Source organism: Methylobacterium organophilum, from assembly GCF_022533465.1.
Taxonomy (GTDB): domain Bacteria; phylum Pseudomonadota; class Alphaproteobacteria; order Rhizobiales; family Beijerinckiaceae; genus Methylobacterium; species Methylobacterium organophilum.
In genome coordinates this window covers 529,253-549,086 of record NZ_CP092848.1, presented here as the reverse complement: position 1 = coordinate 549,086, position 19,834 = coordinate 529,253, and the positions used below count along the sequence as shown (strand labels likewise).

Here is a 19,834-nt window from a genome sequence, read left to right as displayed (position 1 = left end):
CTCTCGCGGCACACCGGCCGCCGGTGGAATCCGGGGTCGGAAACGCCGGTTCTGGAAATCAGGTTTCCTTGAAGCGGTAGCCGACGCCGTAGAGCGTCTCGATCATGTCGAAGCTCTGGTCGGTCACCTTGAACTTCTTGCGCAGCCGCTTGATGTGGCTGTCGATGGTGCGGTCGTCGACATAGACCTGATCGTCATAGGCCGCGTCCATGAGGGCGTTGCGGCTCTTCACGACGCCGGGGCGCTGGGCCAGGGCCTGCAGGATCAGGAACTCGGTCACGGTCAGCGTCACCGGCTCGCCCTTCCAGGTGCAGGTGTGCCGCTCCGGGTCCATCATCAGGGCGCCGCGCTCCAGGGAGCGGGCGGCATCCGCCTCGCGGGCGGCCGGGTTGGCGGTGTCCTTGGGCGCGAAGCGGCGCAGCACCGCCTTCACGCGCTCGACGAGGAGGCGCTGCGAGAACGGCTTATGGATGAAGTCGTCCGCGCCCATCTTCAGGCCGAACAATTCGTCGATCTCCTCGTCCTTCGAGGTGAGGAAGATCACGGGAAGGTCCGATTTCTGCCGCAGGCGTCGGAGAAGCTCCATCCCGTCCATGCGCGGCATCTTGATGTCGAAGATCGCGAGATCCGGCGGGGATTGCCGAAGCCCGTCGAGCGCCGAGGCACCGTCGGTATAGGTCTGGATCCGGTACCCTTCCGTTTCCAGGGCGATCGAGACGGAGGTGAGGATATTGCGATCGTCGTCGACGAGGGCGATGGTCGGCATGCGCGTTCCCTGGCTCGGCGGCCCGGCGGCGGATCTTGTCGCGATCGTCCGCCCTCCGGCCGGCCCCATGCTTGGGCTGGCGTCCACGCGACCGCAAGCCCCTTGGATCGGGCTCCGCCGCGTGACGAAAGCTCCGTCCTTTACGACCATCGTGGGAAAAAAGCGAGCGGGCGGCAGAGCTTGGCCGTAACGACGACGGGACGCTGGCGCCTCGCGACGGCCTCGGCAGGCTGCGGCGAAGGCCATCGGTGCCCCGGGCCGGCCCGCGCGCTATGCTGTCCGGAGAGAACCCGGGAGAGCACGACCATGCAGGACGAGAACGCCGATGCGGCGGGGCCGGCGAGGGGGCCGGCGGAGCCGTTTCCCGCAGCGCAGGCACCTTTCGACGCGATCGGCCTCGCCCGCAGGCTGCTGCGCAGCGTGCGCTCCGGCGCCCTCGCCACCCTCGACGCCGCGGACGGCACGCCCTTCGCCTCGCTCGTCACCATCGCGACCGATGTGGACGGCACGCCGCTGCTGCTGCTCTCCCGGCTCTCGGCGCATACGCGAAACCTGTTGAAGGATCCGCGCGCCTCGCTGCTCTTCTCCGCCGGCGGCAAGGGCGATCCCCTGGCCCATCCGCGCCTGACGGTGACGGGCCGGGCCGAGCCCGTCGCCGAGCCGCGGGCCCGGGAGCGCTTCCTCGCCCGCCATCCCAAGGCCGCCCTCTACGCGGACTTCCCCGATTTCGGCTTCTTCGCCCTGAGGCCGTCCGCCGGCCATCTCAACGGCGGCTTCGCCAAGGCGGCGACCCTGAAGCCGGAGGAACTCCTCCTGGATCTCACCGGCGCGGAAGGGCTCGTCGCGGGCGAGCGCGGCGCCGTCGCGCACATGAACGCGGACCACGCCGATGCCCTCGCCCTCTACGCGGCGGGGCAGGGGGAGGCGGGCGCGGCCTGGACGCTGACCGGGCTCGACCCGGAGGGGCTCGACCTCGTCTCCGGCGAGCGGAGCGCGCGCGTGACCTATCCCGAGCCCGTCTCGGATATGGGCGGCCTGCGCCGTATCCTGGTGGCGATGGCGGCCGCGGCGCGGGGTGGATAGTCCGCCGCCCGCAGGGCCGACCGCTACCCATTGGAAACCTCTGCCGGATTAGAACGGCGTGTCTTCCAGGGGTCAGGGGCGGCGGGTTTCGGGATCATGGCAGGTGTGAAGCGGGGCAGGTCCCTCGTCGCATCCTTCGCGAAATTCGCCCTGGCGCTCGTCCTGCCGCTCGTGCTGATGACCGCGGTCGCGACGCGCTGGTATGTCGAGAGCGAGCGCGCGCGGCTCGGCACGGTCGTGCACATGGCCGGCGAGCGCCTGAGGGAGGCGATCGAGCGCGATCTCGCGGAACTGGCGGGCGTCGCCCGGGCGCTCGCCCATTCTCCGGCGATTGATCGGCGCGACTTCGCCGAGCTGCATGCCCGCTTCCTGACGCTGATCGAGAGCGGTGCCGACACGATCACCCTGACGGAGCTGGGCGGCCGCCAGCTCGTCAACACGCGCGTCCCTCCCGGCGAGCCCATGCCCGTCGTGGCGCGGCCCAAGCTCGAGGCGAGCCTTCGACCCGACGGAAAGCCCGTGGTGTCCGGGCTGCTGATCAGCGCGCTGTCCGGCCGGCGGATCATCGGCGTCAACGTGCCGGTCGTGCGGGACGGGGTGGTTCGGAGCTACCTCTCCGTCACCCGGCGGCTCGAGCATCTCGAGCATCTCCTCGACCGCCAGGGCATCGCCGAGCCGTTCTCGGCGGCTATCCTCGACGGCGAGGGGCACGTCATCGCGATGACGCCCGGTGCGCGGATCGCCGAGGCCTGGATCGAGCAGACGAAGCTCGCGGCGGAGGATGTCGCCCGCGAGCCGGTCGCCTCCCTCTCTCCCTTCGGCGACGGCGTCGTGGGCTATCAGGTGAAGTCCGACCTGTCGGGCTGGACGATCCTCACCGGCGTCGACCGTGCGGCCCTCGAGAAGCCCCTCAGCGATTCGATGTTTCTCTTCCTGGGGCTCGGTTTCGTCCTGTGCGGGATCGGCGGCGGGATCGCGTGGCGCTGGGCGCGCCGGATTACGGCGGGCGCGGCGGCCCTGGTGGCGGCGGCCCGGGCGATCGGACGCGGCGAGAAGGTCGAGCTTCCGCCCCTCTACCTTTCGGAATCGAACGCGGTCGGGCGCGCCCTGGTCGATGCCTCGCAGCTTCTCGAGGAGCAGCGCCGGGCGATCGCCGCCGCGCACGCGACCCTGGAGGAGCGCGTCGCCGAGCGGACCCGGGAGTTGGAGGCGAGCCGGCTCCGCTACGAGGTGCTCGCGGAGAACCTGGCCGACGTCATCGTCCTGCGGCAGCAGGGCGCCTTGGAGATCGGCTACGTCTCGCCCTCCTGCGAGCGCGTCTTCGGCTTCCATCCGGATTACGCCCGCACGATGCCGCTCGAGGAGGTGATCCATCCCGACGATCTCGCCGAGATCCGGGGCGGCGACCTGACGCTCTCGCCGGCGCGGCCCTGCGTGACCACGCTGTTCCGCGCCAAGCGGAAGGACGGCCGCTGGATCTGGGTGGAATGCGCCAGCAGCCTCGTCGCCACCACGGACGGCGCGCCGCCGAACATCGTCTCGGTCCTGCGCGACGTCACGGAGCGGCAGGAGCAGGCCGAGGCCCTGCGCATCGCGCGGGACACCGCCGAACTCGCCCAGGCCAAGGCCGAGAATGCGAGCCGCGCGAAGACGGATTTCCTGGCCGTGGTGAGCCAGGAGATCCGGACGCCCCTGGCCACGATCTCCGGCATCGGCGAGCTTCTGGCGGAATCCGAGCCCCTGTCCTCCGAGCAGCGCCGCTATGTCGGCTTCGTCGCCGAGGCCGCCGCCGCGATGCAGGCGGCCGTGGACGACATCCTCGATTTCGCCCGGGTCGAGGCCGGCGACATCCAGCTCGACCCGATGCCCTTCGCCCTGGCCCGCATGCTCGATCACGTCGTCGCCCAGGTGCGCGGCATGGCGGCGCGCAAGGGCGTCAGCCTCGGCCTCAACGGCGCGGACCGCCTGCCGCCCCTCGTGATGGGGGACGAGCGCCGCCTGAACCAGATCCTCCGGAGCCTTCTGACCGCGATGGTGCGGGCGCGCCGGGGCGGCCTCGTCACCCTCTCGGTGCAGCATCGGCCCGGCCCCGGGGGGGAGAGCCGCCTCGCCTTCGTCCTGACCGGCGACGGCGGCCAGGTCGTCTCGAAGGATCATGGCGGGCTCGGCGTCACCATCGCCCGCCGCCTCGTCGCCCTGATGGGCGGCCAGCTCGAGGCGGCCAAGGGCGCCTCCCGCTACGCCTTCAGCCTCGGCCTGCCGGTGGTGGCCCAGGCGCCGGATCCCGTGCCGGTCGAGGCCGCGACGCCCGGCAGGCCCGGATCGGCGCGGCTGCTCGTCGCCGAGGATCACCCTGTCAATCAGGAGATCGTGCGCGCCATCCTGGAGCGGGCCGGCTTCGCCGTCGACGTGGTGTCCGACGGGGTCGACGCCCTCGCTGCGGTCCAGCAGCGCAACTACGATCTCGTCCTGATGGATGTGCAGATGCCGGGCATGGACGGCATGACCGCGACCCGCCGCATCCGGGCCCTTCAGCATCCGGCCCGGCGGATCCCGATCATCGCCATGACGGCCAATGTCATGCCCGACCAGGTGCGCGCCCTGCGCGAGGCGGGCATGGACGCCCATGTCGCCAAGCCCTTCGACCGGCACACCCTCTGCGCCGCGGTCTATGCCAGCCTGTCCTCGCTGATGCTGGTCGACGCGGCGAGCGACGCGCCCGCGCCCCCCGCCGTGTTCGACCGCACCGTCTACGACCGGCTCTGCACCCAGTTCGACCCGGGCGAGGTGCGCGGCTTCGTCGGCGGCTTCGTCACCCTGCTCGATCTCGTCCAGGGCGACGAGGTGATGCTGCGCGCCCGCTCGCCCGCCATCGCCGTGGGAGCCCGCCAGCTCGGCTTCCTCGACCTGGCCGAGGCCCATGACCAGCTCGCCCAGGCCGGCGACGAGGCCTCGGCGGCCGCCGCCCTTTCCGCCTGCCGGGTCGCCCACGGCCTCGCCTGCCGGGTGCTCGACGAGCTCACGACCACCGCTTCCCCCGAGATCGCGGCGAACGTCGTATTGCTCTGAACGCCCTGATTGTGGGTCCCTCGGGGCAGGGGCGCCTTGGCGCGCCTGCCCGCCGCTGCTATCTCCCGCCCCCGACCGTTCCCTTCAGACCTGCCGTGCGCCGCGCCAGCCCCTGGGACGGGCCGCCGTGTCAGCGCCGGAGACCCCGATGACCACCTCGTCCATCGACAACATCCGCAACTTCTCGATCGTCGCGCATATCGACCACGGGAAGTCGACGCTCGCCGACCGCCTGATCCAGGCGACCGGCACCGTGGCCTTGCGCGACATGAGCGAGCAGATGCTCGATTCCATGGATATCGAGCGCGAGCGCGGCATCACCATCAAGGCCAACACCGTCCGCCTCGAATACAAAGCGCTCGACGGCAAGGACTACATCCTCAACCTGATGGACACGCCCGGCCACGTCGACTTCGCCTACGAGGTCTCGCGTTCGCTGGCCGCCTGCGAGGGCTCGCTGCTGGTGGTGGACGCCTCCCAGGGCGTGGAGGCGCAGACGCTCGCCAACGTCTACCAGGCGCTCGACGCCAACCACGAGATCGTGCCCGTCCTCAACAAGGTCGACCTGCCGGCCGCCGAGCCGGACCGGGTCAAGGAGCAGATCGAGGAGGTGATCGGGCTCGACGCCTCCGAGGCCGTGCCGATCTCGGCCAAGACGGGCCTGAACATCGATCAGGTGCTGGAGGCCATCGTCACCCGGCTGCCGGCGCCCAAGGGCGACCGGGACGCGCCGCTGAAGGCGCTGCTCGTCGACAGCTGGTACGACGTCTATCTCGGCGTCGTCGTGCTCGTGCGCATCGTCGACGGCGTGCTCAAGAAGGGCATGACCATCCGCATGATGGGCGCGGACGCGGTCTACGGCGTCGACAAGATCGGCGTGTTCCGCCCGAAGATGGCCGATATCGGCGAGCTCGGGCCGGGCGAGGTCGGCTTTCTCACCGCCTCGATCAAGGAGGTCGCCGATACCCGCGTCGGCGACACCATCACCGAGGACAAGCGCCAGACGGCCGCGATGCTGCCGGGCTTCAAGGACGTGCAGGCGGTGGTGTTCTGCGGCCTGTTCCCGGTCGATGCCGCCGATTTCGAGAATCTGCGCGGCGCCATGGGCAAGCTGCGGCTCAACGACGCCAGCTTCTCCTACGAGATGGAGACCTCCGCGGCGCTGGGCTTCGGCTTCCGCTGCGGCTTCCTCGGGCTCCTGCACCTCGAGATCATCCAGGAGCGCCTGGAGCGCGAGTTCAACCTCGACCTGATCTCGACGGCGCCCTCCGTCGTCTACCGCCTCAACATGCGCGACGGCGAGGTGAAGGAGTTGCACAACCCGGCCGACATGCCGGACCCGATGAAGATCGAGACGATCGAGGAGCCCTGGATCCGCGCCACGATCCTCACCCCCGACGATTATCTCGGCGGCGTGCTGAAGCTCTGCCAGGACCGCCGCGGCATCCAGATCGACCTCAACTACGTCGGCAAGCGCGCCATGGTCGTCTACGATCTGCCGCTCAACGAGGTGGTGTTCGACTTCTACGATCGCCTGAAGTCGATCTCGAAGGGCTACGCCTCCTTCGACTACCACGTCTCCGATTACCGCGAGGGCGACCTCGTGAAGATGTCGATCCTGGTCAATGCCGAGCCGGTCGACGCCCTCTCCATGCTCGTCCACCGCACCCGCGCCGAGAGCCGCGGGCGGGCCATGTGCGAGAAGCTGAAGGACCTGATCCCGCGCCACCTGTTCCAGATCCCGGTCCAGGCGGCCATCGGCGGCAAGATCATCGCCCGCGAGACCATCCGGGCCCTGTCGAAGGACGTCACTGCCAAGTGTTACGGCGGCGACATCTCCCGCAAGCGCAAGCTCCTCGACAAGCAGAAGGAGGGCAAGAAGCGCATGCGCCAGTTCGGCAAGGTCGAGATCCCGCAGGAAGCCTTCATCGCCGCCCTCAAGATGGACGATTGAGGGCTGCGTCCACTTGCTCGCGACGCGGCATGCCGCCGGATCGTCATGCGCCGCGAGAAAATCTCGTATTCGATCCGATAATTTTAATCACGAATATTCGGTTATTCGGGGTAAAATATTTGCGGACCAGCCCTAGTCCGAGTCGATCATTGGGTCGCGCCGATCTGTCTATAATCATCGGCGCGGCCGGCACGGCCGTTTAAACGATCTGTTTTCGGCTTCGCGCTAACTCTCCAGTGACGCACCAAGCTGTGCGTCTTCCCGCTCCGGATGCCGATGCGTCTCGACACGCCGACCCTGCTCCTGATGACGGTCGCCGTCACCGCCGTGGTGGGCGTGCTGTTCCTGCTGTCCTGGAGCCAGGCCCGCCACACCCGCGCCCTGGCGATCTGGGGCGTGGCGCATCTCCTGGGCGCGGCCGGCGCGGCGCTTCTCTCCCTGCGCAACGTGATCTCCGACGCCCTCTCGATCGGCCTCGGCAACGCCCTCATGCTCGGCGCCTACGGGCTGATCTGGTGCGGCGTGCGCGCCTTCCAGCACCGGCCGCCCCGCTACGGCGTCGCGGCGGCGGTGGGCTGCCTCTGGAGCCTCGCCTGCCTCTGGCCGGACTTCATGGCCTCGCTGTCGGCGCGGGTGATCTTCATCTCCGTCTTCGCCGGGGCGTTCTGTGCGCTCGGCGCCTACACCCTGTGGCGGGGCCGCAGCGAGGCGCTGGTCTCGCGCTGGCCGGCCATGACGATCCTGGCCGTCTACGCCGCCCTCTATTGGCTGCGCATCCCGATCGCCCTGGGGCCGACGATGCCCGCCGACACGAATGCGATGGAATCCCCCTGGTTCGCGGTCCTCTGCTTCGGCGGGACGCTGTTCACGGTGGCGATCGCCTTCGTGTTCATGGCGCTCACCAAGGAACGGGCGGAGCATGAGCAGCGGCTCGCCGCCGAGACCGATCCCCTCACCGGCGTGCCGAACCGCCGCGCCTTCGTGGTCCGGGCGGAGAAGCTCCTCGCCGCGCGCGACCGGCCCTGCGTGCTGCTGCTGTTCGACCTCGACCACTTCAAGGCGATCAACGACACCTACGGCCATGCGGTCGGCGACGGCGTGCTCGCCGGCTTCTGCCACGCGATCCAGGCACTGCTGCCGGCCGGTGCCGCCTTCGGGCGCATGGGCGGCGAGGAATTCGCCTGCGTGGTGCCGGACATGGCGACCGAGCCGGCGATGCGGCTCGCGGACCGGTTCCGTGCCGTGCTCGCCGCCATCGACGTGCCGGCCTATCGCGACCTCCGGATCCAGACCAGCATCGGGCTCGCCACCGCGCGGGCCGGGGAGCAGGCCGCCTTCGAGGCGATGCTGCGCGCCGCCGACGACGCGCTCTACAGCGCCAAGCGGGCCGGCCGCGACCGGGTCGTCGCCGCCTGCCCGCTGGGGGAGCGGCTCGCGGCCTGAGACCGGACGGGGCGCGCTGCCGCGGAAAAGCCGCCTTCGCTCCGTCATGGCGCGTTCAGGCGCCGTGCCCGAAGCTTCGGCGCGTGACAGATCAGGCCGCGATGCCCCGAAGGGCCCGGCGAGGGGAGACGACGAGACCATGGGCGGGGGTGCTTTCCGGGCCGGCGCGCGCATCGCCGCCGCCCTTGTCCTCGTCTGCGGCGCGGCCCGCGCCGAGACGGTCGAGGCGCGGATCGATGCGCTTCTCGCCAAGATGACCCTGGAGGAGAAGACGGGCCAGCTCAACCTGATCTCCCTGGAGCCCGGCTTCGATCCCGAGAGCGCGGCCCGCGGCGAGGTCGGCGCGGTCATCAACTTCAACAATCCGCAGCTCGTGGCGGGCATCGATGCCAAGGCCCGGGCCTCCCGCCTCGGCATCCCCCTGCTGGTAGGGCTCGACATCGTCCACGGCTACCGGACGATCTTCCCCCTGCCGATCGGCATGGCCGCGAGCTTCGATCCCGGCCTGATGCGCCGCGCCGCCGCGGCGGAGGCCCGCGAGGCCGCCGCCATCGGCGTGAACTGGACCTTTTCCCCCATGGCCGACGTGGCGCGCGACCTGCGCTGGGGCCGGGTCGCGGAGGGCACGGGCGAGGACACCTGGCTGACGAGCCGCTTCACCGAGGCGCAGGTCGAGGGGTTTCGCGATGGCGGGCTCGCCAGCACGCTCAAGCATTTCGCGGGCTACAGCGCCGTGCTCGGCGGGCGCGACTACGACGCCACCTGGATCGCCCCGACCGAGCTCTACGACACCCATTTCCCGCCCTTCCGGGCCGGCATCCGCGCGGGCGCGGATTCGGTGATGACCGCGCTCACCAGCCTGAACGGGCTGCCGGCCACGGCGGATGCCACGCTGCTCACCCAGGTCCTGCGCCGCGAATTCGGCTTCAAGGGCCTCGTCGTGGCCGATTGGCAGGCGGTGAGCGGGCTGATCGCCCACGGCGTTGCCCGCGACGGCGCGGAGGCGACCCGCAAGGCCTTCCTCGCCGGCGTCGACATGGACATGACGAGCGGCCTGTTCGTGCGCCACCTGCCCGAGGAGGTGCGCGCCGGCCGGATCGCCGAGGCGCAGGTCGACGAGGCCGTGCGGCGGGTGCTCAAGCTCAAGTTCGGCCTCGGCCTGTTCGACAAGCCGGTGGTCGACCCCGCCAGCGCCGATGCCAAGCTGCTGCGGCCGGAGACCCGGGCGCTCGCCCGCGAGATGGCCCGGTCGAGCTTCGTCCTGCTCAAGAACGAGGGCGACCTGCTCCCGGTCGATCCGAAGCGGGTCAAGCGCATCGCCCTCGTCGGCCCCTTCGCGGATTCCGCCTGGGACCAGGTCGGCCCGCACGAGGGCGCCGGCAAGCCCGAGGATGCGGTGACCTACCGCGCCGCCCTCGAGGTGCGGGCTGCCGCGGCCGGAATCACCCTCGACGTCGCCCCGGGCTGCGACCGCGCCTGCGCGAGCGACGCGGGCTTCGCCGAGGCCGTCGCGGCGGCGGGGCAGGCCGATCTGGTGATCGCGGTGATGGGGGAGGGGCGCGACCGCTCCGGCGAAGGGTCATCCCGGGCCTACCTGACCATGGAGGGACGGCAGCAGGAGTTGCTCGCCCGGGTCGCGGCCACCGGCAAGCCCGTCGCCCTGATCGTCACCGGCGGGCGCCCGGTGGAGCTGCGCGAGGCCCTCGACCGCGCCCGCGCCGTGATGATGGCCTGGATCCCCGGGATCGAGGGCGGCCCGGCGCTCGCCGACGTGCTGTTCGGCGATGCCGCGCCGGTGGGGCGCCTTCCGGTCAGCTGGCCGCGCACCGTCGGCCAATTGCCGCTCACCTATGACGGCCGCCCGGGCGGGCGCCCGCACGTGCCCGGCACCCGCTGGACCATGGGCTATGCCGACGAGTCGCCGCTGCCGCTCTTTCCCTTCGGCTACGGCCTCACCTACACGCGGTTCGCCTATGGCAAGCCGGAGATCGAGACGCCGCATGTCGGCGTCGGCGCCCGGTTCGATCCGGTCCTGGAGGTGAAGGTGCCGGTGACGAACACCGGCGCCCGGGCCGGCCGCGCCGTGGCGCAGCTCTACCTGCACCAGCCCGTCGCCGCCCGCAGCCGGCCCTCGCGCCTGCTGAAGGGGCTCGTCGCCCTCGACCTCGCCCCCGGCGAGACGGGGACCGCGACCTTCCGCGTGGCGGCGCGGGATCTCGGCTACCACGAGGCGGACGGCACCCTCGTCGTCGAGGAGGGCGGCTACGAGGTCTTCGTCGGCCCCGACTCGGCCGCGACGCAGAGCGCGTCCTTCGACGTCGAGACCGGGTGGCGCGGGCCGCCGGGCAGCGCCGAGGCGCGGCGCTGAGGCTCGCTGGCCGCGCGCGGGGGCCGCGTTAGATCCCGGGCATGAGCGACTCGACACCCCGCCCGCCGCCCCGGGACGCGATCGCGGAGGGCGCCCGCGCCCGGGCGCAGGGCCGCCGGAAGGATGCCTGCCCCTATCCTGCCGATTCGCCGGAACGGCGGGCCTGGATGGAAGGCTTCGACGGGAAACCGGCCGACCAGGCCCCCGATCCGCCCCTCGACCGGGGCTGACGCGGCGACTTCGTCGGCGCGGCCCGTCCTACCGTGCGGCGCGCCGAATTGCGCCGTGTGCTGCGACACTTCGACGGGCCGCCCGGAGCGCGGAACGGTTGTGGATAACCTCCGGACTCCCCATCTCCGGGAAGGTCGAGGCAGGTCGCCTTGACGTATCCTGTAGCCAAGTTTAGCGTAGAACATATGGGGAACAAACGGACCCTGTCCTGGACGGGCGCGATGCGCGACCTGAGAGGCGGCCGATCTCGGAGCATGGACGTGCGCGAGGAACGTTTGAGAAGCACCGTCGGGCTGCGCGGAACTCCCGCCCTGGCCCTGAGCGCGTGGCGCGGCCGCTCCGGACGCCGCTACGTCGTGGGCATCCACGAGCTCGTCGAGCCCGATCTGCTGGAGATGGGCGAGGCCGTGATGATCGCCGTCCGCCGGGACGATGCCGGCGTGGCGGAGCCGGTCTCCGTGGCCTCCATGGGCGTGAGCCCCCGGGAGCATCTGGTGCGCAACTGGCTCGCCCGGGCGCGCCAGAGCGGCGCCACGGAGATGCATGTCCACCGCCTCGCGGAGACCGACGACGAGCGCCGCGCCATCGTCGCCGACCTGCGGCGGGAGCCGGCCGGGAACGCCTGACAAGACCCCGCCCCCTGCCCGCGGCGCTCGCGACCTGCGGTCGCGCTTCGTGCGGTCGCCGCACCGTCGCCCTTGCCTTGCCGCCCCGCGGTCGTCAAACACGGCGGCCTTGAGGGAAGCGGGGACGATCGGATGGCGCAGACTTCGCAGGGTCCCGGGGCCGGAAAGCCCCGCTCGCGCCTCGGCCTGTTCCTTCCCTTCATCCTCCTCGTCATCCTCGCCGTCGCCTGGTCCGGGCTCTGGTTCTGGATGCGCGGCCGCGCCGTGCAGGAGATCGACGCCTGGCTCGCCCGCGAGGCCGCCGGGGGCCGGAACTGGACCTGCGCCGACCGCTCCGTCACCGGTTATCCCTTCCGCCTGGAACTGCGCTGCAGCGCCGTGACGCTCGCCCGGTCCGATGGCGGGTTCCGCGTCGGCCCCCTCACCGCGGTCGTGCAGGTCTATCAGCCGATGCACGGGCTGATCGAGGTCGACGGCCCGTTCCATGCGGAGCAGGGCGACCTCGTCGGCGACGTGACCTGGACGTCCCTCGAAGGCAGCTTCCACGGCTCCACCAGCGGCTTCGTGCGCGCCTCCCTCGTCGTCGATCAGCCGAAGGGCAGCGTGCGCGGGGGCGCCCCGGGGCCGGTCGATTTCGCCGCCCAGCATCTGGAGCTGCATGCCCGCCCGACGCCCGGCCGCTTCGAGAGCGAGGGCGCCGTCGATATCAGCCTGCGCCTCGCGAACGGCCGCTTCCCGCAGCTCGACGCGGTGGTCGGCAATGCGGAGCCGGCGAGCGTCGCCCTCGACGCGACCCTGGAGCAGGCCACCCGCCTCGGCACCGGGACGATCGCCCACGAGCTGGAGATCTGGCGGCAGGCCGGCGGGCGCCTCGACCTCGCCCTCGGCTCCCTGGAGAAGGGCGACCGCCGCTTGCAGGCCAACGGCGCGGTCGGCCTGGACGAGGCGCATCGCCCGGCCGGCCGGTTCGACGTGCGCGCGGCGGGGCTCGATGCGCTGGTCGGCCAGATCATGGGCCAGCGCCTCGGCGCGGAGAAGGGCGCCCTGATCGGCAATCTCGTCGGTCGCTTCCTCGGCGGCCTGCAGCGCGGGCAGGAGGCGGGTGCCGGCCCGGAGGGCAACGGCGCCTCCGCCAAGGGCGACCCGGCCCTGGCGCCGCTGCCGCCGGTGAAGCTCGCGGATGGGCGGCTGTTCCTCGGCCCCTTCGCGGTTCCGAACGTGGTGCTGCCGCCGCTCTACTGAACGGCGGGCATCGGGGGCGGCATCTCCGCGGCCAGCAGCCCCGACGCCCGGCTGGACAAGCTGCGGACCGCGTCCCCGGTGCGCCCCGCGGTGACGTCCGCCAGGGTGAAGCGGTCGAGTTCGCGCAGGAAGCTGCGCTCGGCGTTGTCGATCGCGTGCTTCAGGGCGCAATGGCCCGCCAGCGGACAGGGCCCGCGCTCGCAATCGATCAGGCAGCCGCTGCCCTCCAGTTCCGCCACGACCGCGCCCAGGCGGATCTCGCCGACGGGCTTGGCCAGGCGCAGGCCACCGGAGCGGCCCTGGCGCGCCTGGACGAACCCGGCGCGCACGAGACCCTGTGCCGATTTCTGCAGATGATGGGCGGAGATGCCGAAGACGCGCGCCACTTCCGGCGTGGTCGCCCAAGCTTCCGGCGGCTGCCCGGCGAGATACATCAGCAGCCGCAATGCGAAATCCGTGTAGAGCGAGAGACGCACGCGCGGGCCTTCCGTTAGGTCGTCCGGCTCCCCCGCCTGCCGAGCATGGCGGCGCGCCCCCGCGCCCCTTCCGGATCGGCCGCTGATCCCATGAACGGAAGCGCGGGTAAACACATGTGAAGAATCTACGTTAATTGTATTGGTATACTATTGCACAAAGTAAGTCCATGCGTCGCACGTGCCGCGCAGGTGATCTTTGATCGCTTTTGTGTGATCGATCCTGGACGGCTTGGGGAGCCGTGGCGCGTTGGGCAAATCGGCTGGCGACTTTGACAGCCGCCGGTGTCAACTTTTGCGCCGTCCGAAATCTGGCTCCGCCGTCTCCTGGCCCATGGCGACGATGCCGCGTCGGATCTCGCGGGTGCGGGTGAACAGGGCGTGCAGGGCGTCGCCGTCGCCCCAGCGGATGGCACGGGCAAGCGCCGCGAGGTCCTCGTTGAAGCGCCCGAGCATCTCCAGCACCGCCTCCTTGTTGGCGAGGAAGATGTCCCGCCACATGGTCGGGTCGGAGGCCGCGATCCGGGTGAAGTCGCGGAAGCCGCCGGCGGAGAACTTGATCACCTCGGAGCGGGTGACCGCCTCGAGATCGGCGGCGGTGCCGACGATGTTGTAGGCGATCAGATGCGGCACGTGGCTCGTGATGGCGAGCACGAGGTCGTGGTGCTCCGGGCTCATGGTCTCGGTGATGGCGCCGAGCCCCTGCCAGAAGGCCTGGACCCGGTCGATCGCCGCCGCCTCCGTGCCCTCCGGCGGCGTCAGGATGCACCAGCGGTTGGCGAACAGGGTCGCGAAGCCCGCATCCGGCCCCGAATGCTCCGTGCCCGCCACCGGATGGGCCGGCACGAAGGGATTGTCCGGCTTCAGGTGGGGGGCCGCCGCGGCGACCACGGCGGCCTTCACCGAGCCCACATCCGAGAGCACGGCGCCCGGCTTCAGGTGCGGCGCGAGTGCGGCGGCGACGCTGCCGATGGCGCCGACCGGCACGCAGAGGACGACGAGATCGGCCTCGGCCACGCCCTCGGCCAGCTCCCCGGTGGCGTGATCGGCGAGGCCGAGGGCGCGAACCCGCTCGACCACGGCCGGGTCGCGGTCGATCGCCACGATCTGCCGCGCGAGTCCGAAGGTGCGCGCGCCTCGGGCGATCGAGGAGCCGATCAGGCCGAGCCCGACGACGGCGAGCCGTTCGACAACGATCCCCACCGCCTCAGCTCCGCAGGAAGCCGGTCAGCGCCGTCACGAAGGCGCGGTTCGCCTCCGCGCTGCCCACCGTGACGCGCAGGGCGTTGGGCAGGCCGTAGGAGGCGACCCGCCGCACGATCACGCCCTGGCTGGTCAGATGCACGTCGGCCTCCGAGGCGGTGCGGCCGGGCGTCTCGGGGAAGTGGACGAGCAGGAAGTTGCCGACGCTCGGCGTGACGGCGAGGCCGAGCCCCTCGACCTCCCGGGTGAGCCAGGCGAGCCATTCGTCGTTATGGGCCACGGCGGCGGCGACATGCGCCTCGTCGGCGATCGCCGCCGCGCCCGCGGCGATGCCCCCGGAGGACAGGTTGAACGGGCCGCGGATGCGGTTGAGCGCATCCACCACCTCCGCCGGGCCGACCATCCAGCCGATGCGCTGGGCGGCGAGGCCGTGGATCTTCGAGAAGGTGCGCGTCATCACGACGTTGCCCGCCTCCAGCGCCAGTTCCAGCCCGGCGGTGTAGTCGTTGGCGCGCACGTATTCCGCGTAGGCCCCGTCGAGGACGAGGAGGACCTGGGGCGGCAGCCCGGCCTGCAGGCGGCGGATCTCGTCGAAGGGCAGGTAGGTGCCCGTCGGATTGTTGGGGTTGGCGAGGTAGACGATCTTCGTGCGCGACGTGACGGCGGCGAGGATCGCGTCGACATCCGCGGTGAGGTCGCGCTCCGGCACGACCACGGGGGTGCCCCCCGCCGTCAGGATGGCGATGCGGTAGACCAGGAAGCCGTGCTCGCTGAAGATGCCCTCGTCGCCCGGGCCGACATAGGCGAGGGACAGGAGCGTCAGCAATTCGTCCGAGCCGGCGCCGCAGACGATGCGGGCCGGGTCGATGCCGTAGCGCGCGCCGATCGCCGCGCGCAGAGGCGCGGCGGTGCCGTCCGGATAGAGGGCGAGCTGGCCCGCCGCCGCCGCATAGGCCTCGACCGCCTTCGGGCTCGGCCCGAGGGGCGTCTCGTTGGAGGAGAGCTTGTAGACCTTGGCGTGGCCGGGCGCGGCGCTCTTGCCGGGCACGTAGGCCTCGATGGCGAGGACGCCGGGGCGGGGGACGGGGCGGGAGGCGGCGGACATGATCGGTCGATGGCGGTCTTGCTCGGAAACGGGATCGTCTACAGCATTTCGGCCCCGCGGGGAGCCGCCGCCTTCGGGAAAAGCGTCGCCCCCTCGTGCGCGCCGTATCCGCCCGGGGCCAGCGCCCACCCGGGGCGGCATCGAGTTTCGTTGACGCTCGCTGGGGGAGCGATTACCTGCAAGGGCTCGCCCCGCCGCAAGCCGAGGCGACCGGGTGCCCGTATCGTTCCGCTTCGGTGCGCGCCACGCGGCCGGACGCGGCGGCCTGGTTCGCGAAAGGGCGGCCCCCGGACGCACGATGGACAACACCCTCGCTCCCGATGCCGGGATCTCGCCCGAGGCCGGCCGGCCCCGCGGCGGCTCCGAGACCTCGCAGGCCCTGGAGCCGACGAGCCCGGTCGCGCTGTTCTCGCGCGATGAGCCGCTCGCCATGGATTCCGGCCTGACGCTCGCCCCGTTCCAGGTCGCCTACCAGACCGCCGGCACCCTCAACGCGGACCGTTCCAACGCGGTGCTGATCTGCCACGCGCTCACCGGCGACCAGCATTTCGCCCATCGCCACCCGGTCACCGGCAAGGGCGGCTGGTGGGAGACCCTGGTCGGCCCGGGCAAGCCGATCGACACCGACCGCTATTTCGTCGTCTGCTCCAACGTCATCGGCTCCTGCATGGGCTCGACGGGGCCGGCCTCCGTCAACCCGGTCACCGGTTGCGCCTACGGTCTCGACTTCCCCGTCGTGACCATCCGCGACATGGTCCGGGCCCAGGCGATGCTGCTCGACCGGCTCGGCATCCCCGACCTGTTCCTGTGCATCGGCGGCTCCATGGGCGGGATGCAGGTGCTGCAATGGGCCTCGCTCTTCCCCGAGCGGGTCTTCGCGGCCATGCCGATCGCGACGGGCGCGCGCCACTCGGCCCAGAACATCGCCTTCCATGAGGTCGGCCGGCAGGCGATCATGGCCGATCCCGCCTGGGCGGGCGGGCGCTACCTGGAGGCGGGCACGCGGCCGGCCAAGGGGCTCGGCGTCGCGCGCATGGGCGCCCACATCACCTACCTGTCGGAGCCGGCCCTGCACCGCAAGTTCGGCCGCCGCTTCCAGGACCGCTCGGCCCCGACCTTCTCCTTCGACGCCGACTTCCAGATCGAGAGCTACCTGCGCCACCAGGGTCTCACCTTCGTGGAGCGCTTCGACGCCAACGCCTATCTCTACCTGACCCGGGCGATGGACTATTTCGACCTCGCCGAGGACCATGGCGGCGTGCTCGCCAACGCCTTCCGCGGCTCGAAGAGCACCCGGTTCTGCGTGATGTCCTTCACCTCCGACTGGCTGTTCCCCTCTGCCGATTCCCGGGCGATCGTGCACGCGCTCAACGCGGTCGCCGCGCCGGTCGCCTTCGTCGAGATCGAGAGCGACAAGGGCCACGACGCCTTCCTGCTCGACGAGCCGGCGATGTTCTCCGCCGCCCGGGGCTTCATCGAGGCCGCGGCGCGGGCGCGGGGCCTGTGAGCGCGGGCGAAGGGAGCGCGAGGAGCGGCATCAGCGGCATGAGCGACACCCTCACCGATGCGGCCTCCGGCGCACCCTGGGAGGCGGCCGAGGGCCTGCCCAGGGCGGGCGAGGCCGGCGCCCGCGTCGACCATATCGTGGTGCTCGGCCTCGTGCCCGCCGGCGCCCGGGTGCTCGATATCGGCTGCGGCGACGGCTCGCTGCTCGCCCTCCTGCGCGACCGCCGCGGGGTCGACGGGCGCGGCATCGAGCTGTCGCGGGAGGGGGTGAATGCCTGCCTCGCCCGCGGCCTCTCGGTGATCCAGGGGGATGCGGACACCGACCTCGCCAACTATCCCGACGACGCCTTCGACGTGGTGGTCCTGTCCCAGACCATCCAGGCGACCCGCAATCCCCGGATCGTGCTGGAGCACCTTCTGCGGATCGGCCGGCAGGTCATCATCTCCTTCCCGAATTTCGGGCATTGGCGGGTGCGCTCGGAGATCGCCCTGCGCGGGCGCATGCCGGTCACGGATTTCATGCCCGAGGCCTGGTACGAGACCCAGAACATCCATTTCTGCACGATCCGCGACTTCGTCGGCCTGTGCCGCCTCCTCGGCGCCCGCATCGAGAAGGCGACGGCCCTCGACACCCGCGGCCGGCCGATGCGCTTCTCGATGCCCTGGTGGTTCTGGAACCTGATGGGCGCGCAGGGCGTGTTCCTGCTGCGCCGGGGCGCGAAGCCGGGGTGAGGCCGGCCGGGTCCTCGTCATCCGCTCTTACCGCGATGCGGGGCTGACGCAGGTCTGGGCGAGTCGATCGAACCGAACTCGGCCCCCCTCTCCCCGCATGCGGGGCGAGGGGGGGCTCGGCGCGACCCGCTCCGATCAGGCAGACGTCACGGTCACAGCGTGCCCGAGGTCTCCGGCACCGAGCCCGCCATGGCGACGGCGACGGGATGGCCCCGGCGGGCGAGGTCGGCCCGGCCCTCGTTGAACAGGGCTTCCGAGGCGGTCTCGATCCGGTGCTCCAGCTCCTTCAGGAAGGCCGCCCGCGGCAGGCCCGGCGGGATCGGCGGCAGGAACTCGATCACCGTGGTGCCGGGCATGCGGCGAAAGCCCCGGCGGCGCCAGTACAGGCCGGTGTTGAGGGCGACCGGCAGGCAGGGCACGTTCAGTGTCGTGTAGAGATGCGAGGCGCCCTGCTTGTAGGCCGGGGGCGCCCCGGCCGGGCGGCGGGTGCCCTCGGGGAAGATGATGAGCTGGCGGCCCTCCGCGATGGCGGCCGACGCCGCGGCGTTCAGCGCGGCCATGGTCTTGGCGCCCTTGGAGCGGTCGATCGGCACCATGCCGCCGCGGCCGAGATACCAGCCGATCACCGGGATCCACATCAGCTCGCGCTTGAGCACGTAGGCGAAGTCCTCGAAGGGCGTGGTCAGCGCCAGGGTCTCCAGCGCCGACTGGTGCTTGGCGGCGACGAGCAGCGGCCCCTTCGGGATGTTCTCCAGCCCCCGGAACTCCACCCGCGTGCCGGCGACGACCCGCAGCAGGAAGACCACCGTCCCGCCCCAGAACTGCGCCACCCGGATCACCCCCTTGCGCGCGGCGAGCGCCGGCAGGGCGAGGAGCGCGAGCGCCGTGGTGGCGACGTAGAAGCAGAGGTTGAAGGCGAGGGAACGCAGGACGAGCATCGGAGGCCGGGAGGTTGAGCCGTGCCCCTTTACTCCGGCGCGGTGGCCTTCACCAGCCGGTCCGACTCCGCCCGCCGCCGCTCCCGCCGCTCCGCCCGGGACAGCGCGTCGGCGCTGGAGAAGCCCGTGGCCGCCGCGATCTCGGCGGCGGTGAGCGGGCTCTCCCGGCGCAGGCGCTGCGCCTGGGCGAGGCGCAGCCCGAGATAGTGCCGGTGCAGCCCGGTGCCGAGCAGATCCCGGAACAGCCGTTCGAGCTGGCGCGTCGAGACCCGGCCGAGGGCGGCCAGGGCCTCGCGGGAGAGGGGCGCCTCGAGATGCCCCTCCATCGCCGCCAGCACCCGCAGCAGGCGGGCGTCGCGGATGCCGGTGCGGGCCTGCAGGTCCATGCGCTGCGGGTCCGGCCCCTGGCGGATCTGGTCGTGCAGGAACCAGTCGCTCACCCCCGCGGCGAGCTTCGGCCCGTGGTCGCGCCCGATCAGGGTCAGCATCATGTCGAGGGCGGCGGTGCCGCCGGAGCAGGTGACCCGGTCCCCGGCGATCTCGAAGAGGGAGCGCACCACCTCCGCCTTCGGAAAGCTCTCCTGGAAGGCGGGGATGTGCTCCCAGTGCAGGGTGCAGCGGCGCCCGTCGAGGAGGCCCGCCCGGGCGAGCAGGTAGGGGCCGCCGGAGATGCCGCCGATCACCAGCCCGGCGCGGGCGAGCCGGCGCAGCCAGGCGGTCAGGCCGGGATCGGCGAAGGCCGCCGGGTTGCCGCCGGCGCAGACGAGCACCCAGTCCGCGTCGAGGTCGAGGGCCCCGACCTTCACGTCGGGCAGGATGGCGACGCCGTTCGAGGCCTGGACCGGGGCGTCCCCCGGCGCCGCATGCCACCAGCGATAGAGGCTGCGGCCCGACAGGGTGTTGGCCGCCCGCAGCGGCTCCACCGCCGAGGCGTAGGACATCAGTGGGAAGCCCGGCAGCAGCACGAAGCCGACGGCGAGGGGGCGGCTGTCGCCCCCGTTCAGCGTGAGAGCGGCCATGGTCGGGATCCCGCGATTTCGGCGGGATTTGCCGGAATCGTGTCGCGAAAAGCAAGCCCGGCCGTCGCGGCTCTGA

The 19,834-nt window shown here is 71.6% G+C and carries 16 protein-coding genes; 10 read left to right on the top strand and 6 right to left on the bottom strand.

Annotated elements, in window-relative coordinates; translation table 11 throughout:
• Window positions 1-58: 58 nt before the first annotated feature.
• On the bottom strand, window positions 59-766 hold the full coding sequence (locus MMB17_RS02450; protein WP_238311832.1) for a response regulator transcription factor: 708 nt from the start codon (window positions 764-766) through the stop codon (window positions 59-61).
• Between the two features lie 306 nt (window positions 767-1,072).
• On the opposite strand from MMB17_RS02450, the gene MMB17_RS02445 reads away from it, so the two are divergent.
• The 8 genes from MMB17_RS02445 (at window position 1,073) to MMB17_RS02410 (ending at window position 12,782) form a co-directional block, all read left to right on the top strand.
• The gene (locus MMB17_RS02445; RefSeq protein WP_241100948.1) at window positions 1,073-1,849 is read left to right on the top strand and encodes a HugZ family pyridoxamine 5'-phosphate oxidase; all 777 of its coding nucleotides are present in this window, start codon (window positions 1,073-1,075) and stop codon (window positions 1,847-1,849) included.
• Between the two features lie 105 nt (window positions 1,850-1,954).
• Window positions 1,955-4,918: a response regulator gene (locus MMB17_RS02440; protein WP_241100947.1), complete on the top strand. Its 2,964-nt coding sequence runs from the start codon at window positions 1,955-1,957 to the stop codon at window positions 4,916-4,918.
• A gap of 148 nt (window positions 4,919-5,066) precedes the next feature.
• The gene (lepA, locus tag MMB17_RS02435; RefSeq protein ID WP_241100946.1) at window positions 5,067-6,872 is read left to right on the top strand and encodes a translation elongation factor 4; all 1,806 of its coding nucleotides are present in this window, start codon (window positions 5,067-5,069) and stop codon (window positions 6,870-6,872) included.
• A 276-nt stretch (window positions 6,873-7,148) separates the two neighbouring features.
• Window positions 7,149-8,315, top strand: coding sequence for a GGDEF domain-containing protein (locus MMB17_RS02430; RefSeq protein WP_241100945.1), 1,167 nt, complete (start codon window positions 7,149-7,151; stop codon window positions 8,313-8,315).
• A 139-nt stretch (window positions 8,316-8,454) separates the two neighbouring features.
• Window positions 8,455-10,683, top strand: a complete 2,229-nt coding sequence (locus tag MMB17_RS02425; protein WP_241100944.1) for a glycoside hydrolase family 3 N-terminal domain-containing protein — start codon at window positions 8,455-8,457, stop codon at window positions 10,681-10,683.
• A 41-nt stretch (window positions 10,684-10,724) separates the two neighbouring features.
• Complete coding sequence (locus MMB17_RS02420; RefSeq protein WP_238311826.1) at window positions 10,725-10,913, top strand: ribosome modulation factor; 189 nt, start codon at window positions 10,725-10,727, stop codon at window positions 10,911-10,913.
• Window positions 10,914-11,174: 261 nt separating this feature from the next.
• Entirely contained in the window at window positions 11,175-11,540 is a 366-nt protein-coding gene (locus MMB17_RS02415) for a hypothetical protein (RefSeq protein ID WP_338041757.1), read from the top strand.
• Between the two features lie 132 nt (window positions 11,541-11,672).
• On the top strand, window positions 11,673-12,782 hold the full coding sequence (locus MMB17_RS02410; protein ID WP_241100942.1) for a DUF2125 domain-containing protein: 1,110 nt from the start codon (window positions 11,673-11,675) through the stop codon (window positions 12,780-12,782).
• Here the strand turns inward: MMB17_RS02410 and MMB17_RS02405 are convergent.
• The 3 genes from MMB17_RS02405 to MMB17_RS02395 all read right to left on the bottom strand — a co-directional run bounded on the left by MMB17_RS02405 (window position 12,776) and on the right by MMB17_RS02395 (window position 15,563).
• Complete coding sequence (locus MMB17_RS02405; protein ID WP_241100941.1) at window positions 12,776-13,258, bottom strand: RrF2 family transcriptional regulator; 483 nt, start codon at window positions 13,256-13,258, stop codon at window positions 12,776-12,778. The two genes, MMB17_RS02410 and MMB17_RS02405, sit on opposite strands and share 7 nt — an antisense overlap.
• A 285-nt stretch (window positions 13,259-13,543) precedes the next feature.
• The gene (locus MMB17_RS02400) at window positions 13,544-14,458 is read right to left on the bottom strand and encodes a prephenate/arogenate dehydrogenase family protein (RefSeq protein WP_241100940.1); all 915 of its coding nucleotides are present in this window, start codon (window positions 14,456-14,458) and stop codon (window positions 13,544-13,546) included.
• Between the two features lie 4 nt (window positions 14,459-14,462).
• The gene (locus tag MMB17_RS02395; RefSeq protein ID WP_241100939.1) at window positions 14,463-15,563 is read right to left on the bottom strand and encodes a pyridoxal phosphate-dependent aminotransferase; all 1,101 of its coding nucleotides are present in this window, start codon (window positions 15,561-15,563) and stop codon (window positions 14,463-14,465) included.
• A gap of 298 nt (window positions 15,564-15,861) precedes the next feature.
• Here MMB17_RS02395 and metX point away from each other — a divergent pair, with 298 nt between their 5' ends.
• Complete coding sequence (metX, locus tag MMB17_RS02390) at window positions 15,862-17,070, top strand: homoserine O-acetyltransferase MetX (protein WP_283206535.1); 1,209 nt, start codon at window positions 15,862-15,864, stop codon at window positions 17,068-17,070.
• A gap of 38 nt (window positions 17,071-17,108) precedes the next feature.
• The gene (gene metW / locus MMB17_RS02385; protein ID WP_241100938.1) at window positions 17,109-17,801 is read left to right on the top strand and encodes a methionine biosynthesis protein MetW; all 693 of its coding nucleotides are present in this window, start codon (window positions 17,109-17,111) and stop codon (window positions 17,799-17,801) included.
• A 152-nt stretch (window positions 17,802-17,953) separates the two neighbouring features.
• On the opposite strand, the gene MMB17_RS02380 is transcribed toward metW, so the two are convergent.
• Together MMB17_RS02380 and MMB17_RS02375 are read right to left on the bottom strand one after the other, a co-directional pair.
• The gene (locus tag MMB17_RS02380) at window positions 17,954-18,739 is read right to left on the bottom strand and encodes a lysophospholipid acyltransferase family protein (protein WP_241100937.1); all 786 of its coding nucleotides are present in this window, start codon (window positions 18,737-18,739) and stop codon (window positions 17,954-17,956) included.
• Between the two features lie 29 nt (window positions 18,740-18,768).
• Window positions 18,769-19,758 (bottom strand): GlxA family transcriptional regulator, encoded by a 990-nt coding sequence (locus MMB17_RS02375; protein WP_241100936.1) that lies wholly within the window; start codon window positions 19,756-19,758, stop codon window positions 18,769-18,771.
• Window positions 19,759-19,834: the final 76 nt, after the last annotated feature.